Origin of the sequence: Mesorhizobium sp. (assembly GCF_005063415.1) — a bacterium.
Lineage (GTDB): Bacteria > Pseudomonadota > Alphaproteobacteria > Rhizobiales > Rhizobiaceae > Mesorhizobium.
The window spans coordinates 1-6,267 of the sequence record NZ_SUEG01000034.1; the positions used below are offsets into that span (position 1 = coordinate 1).

At 59.5% G+C, this 6,267-nt stretch carries 4 protein-coding genes and 2 pseudogenes; 2 read left to right on the top strand and 4 right to left on the bottom strand.

The features are described from left to right. Positions 1 to 197, bottom strand: a pseudogene (locus E5W70_RS11865) (hypothetical protein); the annotation flags it as partial. A gap of 763 nt (positions 198 to 960) precedes the next feature. Next, positions 961 to 1,416 (bottom strand): transposase, encoded by a 456-nt coding sequence (locus E5W70_RS11870; protein ID WP_256748481.1) that lies wholly within the window; start codon positions 1,414 to 1,416, stop codon positions 961 to 963. Between the two features lie 507 nt (positions 1,417 to 1,923). On the opposite strand from E5W70_RS11870, the pseudogene E5W70_RS33095 reads away from it, so the two are divergent. Then, positions 1,924 to 2,094 (top strand): annotated as a pseudogene (locus tag E5W70_RS33095) (DUF6499 domain-containing protein); the annotation flags it as partial. A gap of 115 nt (positions 2,095 to 2,209) precedes the next feature. Beyond that, positions 2,210 to 2,725, top strand: a complete 516-nt coding sequence (locus E5W70_RS11875; protein ID WP_245329899.1) for a DUF2285 domain-containing protein — start codon at positions 2,210 to 2,212, stop codon at positions 2,723 to 2,725. A 776-nt stretch (positions 2,726 to 3,501) separates the two neighbouring features. Here E5W70_RS11875 and E5W70_RS11880 read toward each other — a convergent pair. Together E5W70_RS11880 and E5W70_RS11885 are read right to left on the bottom strand one after the other, a co-directional pair. Next, the gene (locus tag E5W70_RS11880) at positions 3,502 to 4,977 is read right to left on the bottom strand and encodes an NAD-dependent succinate-semialdehyde dehydrogenase (RefSeq protein WP_095486045.1); all 1,476 of its coding nucleotides are present in this window, start codon (positions 4,975 to 4,977) and stop codon (positions 3,502 to 3,504) included. A gap of 415 nt (positions 4,978 to 5,392) precedes the next feature. Further along, a partial coding sequence (locus E5W70_RS11885; RefSeq protein WP_292658026.1) for a pitrilysin family protein occupies positions 5,393 to 6,267 on the bottom strand: 875 nt, incomplete at its 5' end.

Sequence of the window (6,267 nt, forward strand, 5' to 3'; positions counted from 1 at the left end):
TGATTTGACCACATCTGCAACACCTCGCGCTTCTCCTTGACGTTGCTATAGAGATTGTAGATTTCGCCAATGTCTGTCAAGGACGCCCCCTTGTGATTCAGTATGTGCTCGATGACGTGTGGCAATACCTGCCGCCTGCCGAGATTTGTCGCGAGCGTCCTGCGCAGATCGTGAAGGGTCCAGTTCTCCAAAGCCACCCCGTCAGTATTGACCTTGCCGTCTAGAGCCTTCTTGCCCTTCGCGTAGCCTGAGAAGTGGCTTCTTTCGTTGCCCCTCGCAGGGAAAAAAACGTGTCATTGGTCTTCGGTACCGTCTGGGGGACCGACACCGCCAGTGTGGACAGCGGAATAAGCTTAGGCTCTTCGTTCTTCGTGCGGTCACCCGATAGTTCCATGTTCCGGCTTCAAGGTTGAGGACCAACGCATCGCGGCAACTTCCGTACGCCTCTGTCCGGTCAGAATGAGCAGCTTGACGATGGAGCCGAACGAATAGCCGATATCGCCCGGTTCGGGCTCACAGCCCGTTCATATAGCCGCCAGTTCGGCATCGTTCACCACTCGCTTGCGCTTGACGATCGGGGCCGGATCCGGATTTTCCAATCCCTCGCGGGGAAACCGCGGATGAGCCGTTGCGGCGGTTTGCGACACCAGTTGAAAAATGCCCGCATACACCAGAAGGCCGTGTTAGCCGCTTGCGGGTGACCCCCGGCGACGATCTTCTTGGTGATGTTAGCAATGTCGGTGTCGATCACATGGTGGATAGAGCGACTCCCGAGGGCAGGCACAAGATACCGGTTCAGGCTGGCCTCGACCAGTGCGGTGTTTTGAGGGTCGTTACTCGGCGGCCTGGAGGTGACCGCCATCGCCGTCCTCGGTATCGTCAGCGCTGATATGCGCCTGATCGGCAAGGAAGGCTGGCAGTTCCGATGGAGCTATGCTGGAATTTGGGTGACGAGGCTGATCAAGCGGCGCTCTGCGGCTTCGTTTCGATGACCTGGATTCCGTCCAGGAACCTGGCACCTGCGATGAGTTTCGGCAACTGATTTTGTCCTTTCAATCGTCGCCACTTCCTGGCCGCGGCCAACAGCTTGAAGACCATCAGCTGGGCGGTTTTCGAGGATAGCGAGCCCTTGGTACGCACCGTGCGATAGCGAACGGTTGCAAAGACGCTTTCGATGGGATTGGACGTTCGCAGATGATCCCAGTGTTGGGCGGGGAAATCGTAGAGCGCCAGCGACGCAATATGATCTTTCGTCAGGCAGTCGACCGCCTTGGCATACGCCTCGGCCTCCATCTCGATCGCATGCGCAAGCAATTTGCGCGCGCCGCTGCGAAGTACATCCGTCAGGGTATCATCGATTTCGTCGGGCTGACGAAGGCGAACAATGTGTTGATAGTCTCGTTCATGGCGTATCACTCTCCTTGAGAGGTACTGGCAGGCTTCATCACCCGCCTCGATACGCCGCTCTCCTCAAGCCGCCATCATCCAGTTTCCGCCATGGCTCCCCCTGATTGATCCGCTTCACCTGTGCAACTGCACAGGCTGCCCTAGCGGGGAGATTGGCCTCCAATGGCGAAAACTTGCCGCAGGAGACCCTCCGATGACCGTGCCTATGGCGCCGCCGCTACGACAACTTGCCGACAAGCAGCGTGCGATCCACTGCCGCGCTACTGCGCCTTCAAGGGACGTCTGGATCGCGACGCAGGAGCCGATGACCGTTACGGAATCAATTCCAGGTCGCGCTGGCCGTCGCTGTGCCCGTTCGACGGTCTGGTGGCAATTTGGGCACATCTTCTGTCGCCGACAGTGGCGATGGCTGACGCTTCAACGAAACGGGGTCTTCGACGTCTGCTGCCTTCGCCGATGCTTTGCGAAGTGGCATAATGTTTCGACGCACGCAGGCGCGGGCAGGGGATGTCAGTCATGAATCTCCTGACTGGCGCGGATCAGGCCGATTGGCGGGATGAAAGATCATACGACTACACCGCTGGCCTGACGCTGCGGGAGTGGGCTTGGGAGTTCTTACGCCGCAATCCAGCGTTCCAGCGCGATCTGACCGCTGCGCGCCAGCATTGCAAGACTTGGTCTCTCCAATCCTTTCTCGATATGGTCGCGTCGGCCGGCGACCTGTCACGCTGGGGTGTTCTGTTTCGCGGAGTCTTGTGGCCGCGCTTCGGTCGTATTCTGGTGTCCGCTCTGGTGCGTCCATGTGCTGCCGGTCATTGCGGAACGGTTGCCTGCCTCGTCGCCGACACCGCCGTTCGAACTCTCGGCATTGCCCTGTCGTGCAACCGTCCTGCTGGCGCCCGACAAGAGCCAGCATGTTCTTCTTCGCAATGCGGACCACGCGCTGCAGCTTGCCGTCTCGGGCGCGAATATCCTCCACCCTGTTTGCCTGCATACGCAAGCCATCTGGCCCGCGGTGCTTTTAAAGCATCGACTGAGGGGACTGGAGTGCCTCAATGCTCTCAGTCTAGGGCAACAGTTGCCCCCCCGCTTGTTTGCGCCGGAAAAGCGCGGCGTCCGTTTGTCCTTCGTTCTTCGTGCGCTCGACGGTTCGCTCGCCGGAGCACCTCATCGCGAGCTCGCCGAAGTTCTCATCGGTCAACGGCGCGTCCATGCCGACTGGGCGGATCCTCGCGATCATCTGCGCGACCGCATCCGTCGGGCCGTCTCGCGTGGCCGCGCGCTCATGAATGGTGGCTACAGAGATTTCCTAATTTGAAAAGCGACAGTCCGCGCTGTGCGTCGGTGGATGAACGTTCGCTCGCAGCTGTACCCGTCACCAACAGTTCGCCCGCCGACAGGACTGCATGGCGCCTTGCAAGTGCGCTCTGGTCTAGCTTGTCGATGCCGAAATGAGATGGGCGAGGGTGGTTCATTATAGGGCCGGCCTCGACCTGGACGCACATCATTGGTCGGAAAGCGGCGTGCACCGCAATGTCGCCATAGCAGCCAAGATCCTTTGAGTCCGGACCTGCAGTCCTGTTGGACCGGCGGGTGCAACAATATGGAGGGATTTGAGGCCTCACACCGTTCCCTGGTCGACAGCTCGGTCAGACATAGCACCCACCGCTTGATTATGGAAATGGTGTGCCTGGAGTGCAGCGAGTAGCGGCTTGCTGCGCACTGTCCTAAGAATAGCAGTCATGACCCGTCTGGGGGTCTGCAACACGACGATTCAACCGCTTGGGCATTGTCGCATATCCCACAATGTAGAATGCGCAACAGGGCAAAAGCTGATCCATCGGCGGTTTATCAATGCTTTTTGGCTTGGCACGGCACATGCAACGCAATCGGCAAAAGGCGCACGAACTGAGTGGCCCATCGGCCCTAGGAGCGCTGACTTATGCCCTCCCAAGGCATGTCCGGCCCGGCAGCGAGCTCAGTCTCCTGCCGGGCATCCGTGTTTCAGGTCAACGGCGTTTGGAACTTCCAATTAGGTGGCGGCATTGACCGCAGGCCGCCCCCCGGTGGGGCGGAGAGACAGTGCAGCAGGTTTCAAATCCCGCCCATGCAAAGATATTTCATTTCCAGATAGTCCTCGAGGCCATGACGGGAACCCTCCCGCCCGATGCCGGATTGTTTGATCCCGCCAAACGGTGCCGCCTCCGAGGACATGCGTCCCGTGTTGATGCCAACCATGCCATATTCCAGAGCCTCTGCCACACGCCAGACCCGCTTCAGGTTTGAGGCATAGAAGTATGCGGCGAGGCCGTAGATCGTGTCATTGGCCTCGCGCACGACCTGATCCGCATCGTTGAAGCGAATGATCGGCGCGAGCGGCCCGAATGTCTCCTCTTGCGCGACTGCCATGACGCTGGAAATCTCGGTGAGGACCGTGGGTTCGAAAAACGTGCCATTCTTGCCGATACGCTGGCCCCCGCATCGTATTGTGCCGCCTTTCGCAATGGCATCTGCGATGTGAGACTCGATCTTGGCCAGAGCATGCTTGTCGATGAGCGGTCCGATGTCCACTCCGGCATCGAATCCGTCGCCAACCGACAAGTGCCGGATTCTTTCCACGAATTTCTTGACGAACTCATCGTGAACGCTCGATTGGACGTAAATGCGGTTCGCGGAAACGCAGGTCTGGCCGGCATTGCGGAACTTCGCCTGGACCGCACCGTCAACAGCACCGTCAATGTCGGCATCATCGAAGATGATGAAAGGTGCATTGCCGCCGAGTTCAAGGCTGACCTTCTTGATCTGGTCAGAGCACTGACGCATCAGCAGCCGTCCGACCTCGGTCGAACCGGTGAAGCTGATCTTTCGAATCTTGGAATTGGTGCAGAGTTCACGGCCCACGCGATCACCTTCGGACGCATAGATCAGGTTGACCACGCCATCGGGAAAGCCGGCCTGATGGGCGAGGGCGAACATTGCGCCAGCCACGAGCGGCGTCTGTTCAGCGGGCTTGAGCACGATTGTGCAGCCCGCAGCCAAGGCCGGCGAGATTTTGCGCGCCACCATGGAGGCCGGGAAATTCCATGGCGTGATCGTGCCAACAACGCCGATGGGCTGCTTGATCACTAGCATTCGGCGGTCTGTCGAGGGTGCCGAGATCGTCTCCCCATAGACGCGATTGGCCTCCTCGGCATACCATTGCAGATACGCCGCCGCATGCGATACCTCTGAAATGGCTTCGGCAAGCGGCTTGCCCATTTCCGCAGTCAGAATCGCGGCGAGATCGCCTGCATGGTCGATGATCAGCTGATGCCATCGCCAAAGAACGTCGCTACGTTCTCGGGCCGTCAACGCGGCCCATCCCGACTGCGCAACATAGGCCTTGTCTACCGCAGCACGTGTCTCCTCCACGCCCATATCGGGAAGCTCTGCCAAAACTTCGCCGGTCGACGGATTGACGACCTCGAACGTCTTATTGCCAACTGGTCTGCCGAGTGCCGGCAGGCGGTCGATGGCTCCAAACAGGTGCGGGGATTTCAGGCGACGGATCATCGGCAGGCACAAGGGCAATACCGGATTCCTCCTCAACGCAGCGAACATCCAGGTCGACAGGCCGTCAGTGTGTATTCTGCACCAGTGGGTTCGTCGTAGGGCCTCGGCAAAGCAGCTGGTAGACCACGCTAGCCCGATGAAAAGTCAGCAGTTTCGTTAGTTTGAGTGCCCGCGGTTCATCAATTGATGGATTAAGCAGTCGGATGTTTGCTTCATCCACCATGCCTGCTGGTGGCGTGCGACTGAATTCTGCAAAAAGGCGGCATACATGCTGAGGAGCGCCATTTCGGCGAGAGGCCGCCGGACCGCCAATGCCGCGCAAGGTCGGCGAAAACGACTCCGCGCGTCTGCATGATCTGCTTGGCCCACGGGCCTCCACATTCGCTCGTCCCACGAGAAGCCCCGATGAAGAAGGAAGGTGAGATGAGTTTCTTTACTCATCCTTGCCGCCCAGCGGCGGGCCGACCACCAAAATGGCGGGCTCGGCCGAAAGCAGCTTTTTGGCCGCCGCCTTGACCTGTTTGAGCGTCACCCGACCGATGCTGCGGGCGCGACGCTGGTTGTAGTCGACGTCGGCCTTGTGAATCTGCAAATCCAGGAGCCGGTCTGCGATCGAGCGGGTCGAGCCCAGTTGGTCGATGGCATAGGCGCCGATCAGGTGCTTCTTCGCCGCCTTGAGCTCGGCCCCGGTCGGTCCTTGCTGCGCCATCTGCTTTACCACATCTCGCACGATGCTCAGTGTTTGGGCAGCGCACTCCGAGCGTGTCTCTGTCGTAACCAGAAGCGAGTCAAGGGTTAGTTCAGAGCTGACGTGATAGGCAAGGCCGCGTTTTTGACGTACCTCCTCGTAAAGGCGGGAAGTCAAGTATGAGCCGCCAAGGATGTCGTTCAGCAGCACGGCCGCGTAGAAATCCGGCGCGCTAGGCTTCACGCCAGGCCAGGCCAACGTCAGCGAAGTCTGCGGCAGGTCGTAGTTCTCCTCCACCAGTTGACCGAGTTTCGGCGCGACATCGTAGACGGGGACGAGGGTTTGTTGCTCAGGCAAATCACCAAACAGCTGGTCAAGCCTTTCCCTCAACGTGTTCGCGTCAATGTCACCCACCACGGCAATATGGAGCCCGTCGCGAGCGAAAATGGCCTGGTGGAAGGCGCGGAGGTCGGACGGCGTGATGCCGGGCAGGCTCTCTTTTGTGCCTTCTCCCAGCCTTGAACAAGGATGCGCGCCATAGATCGCGCGCAGCCATTTGCGCTGAGCGATGGCGTTAGGGTCTCGCTCGCTGCCGACGATGCGGGAGACAATCTCGGCGC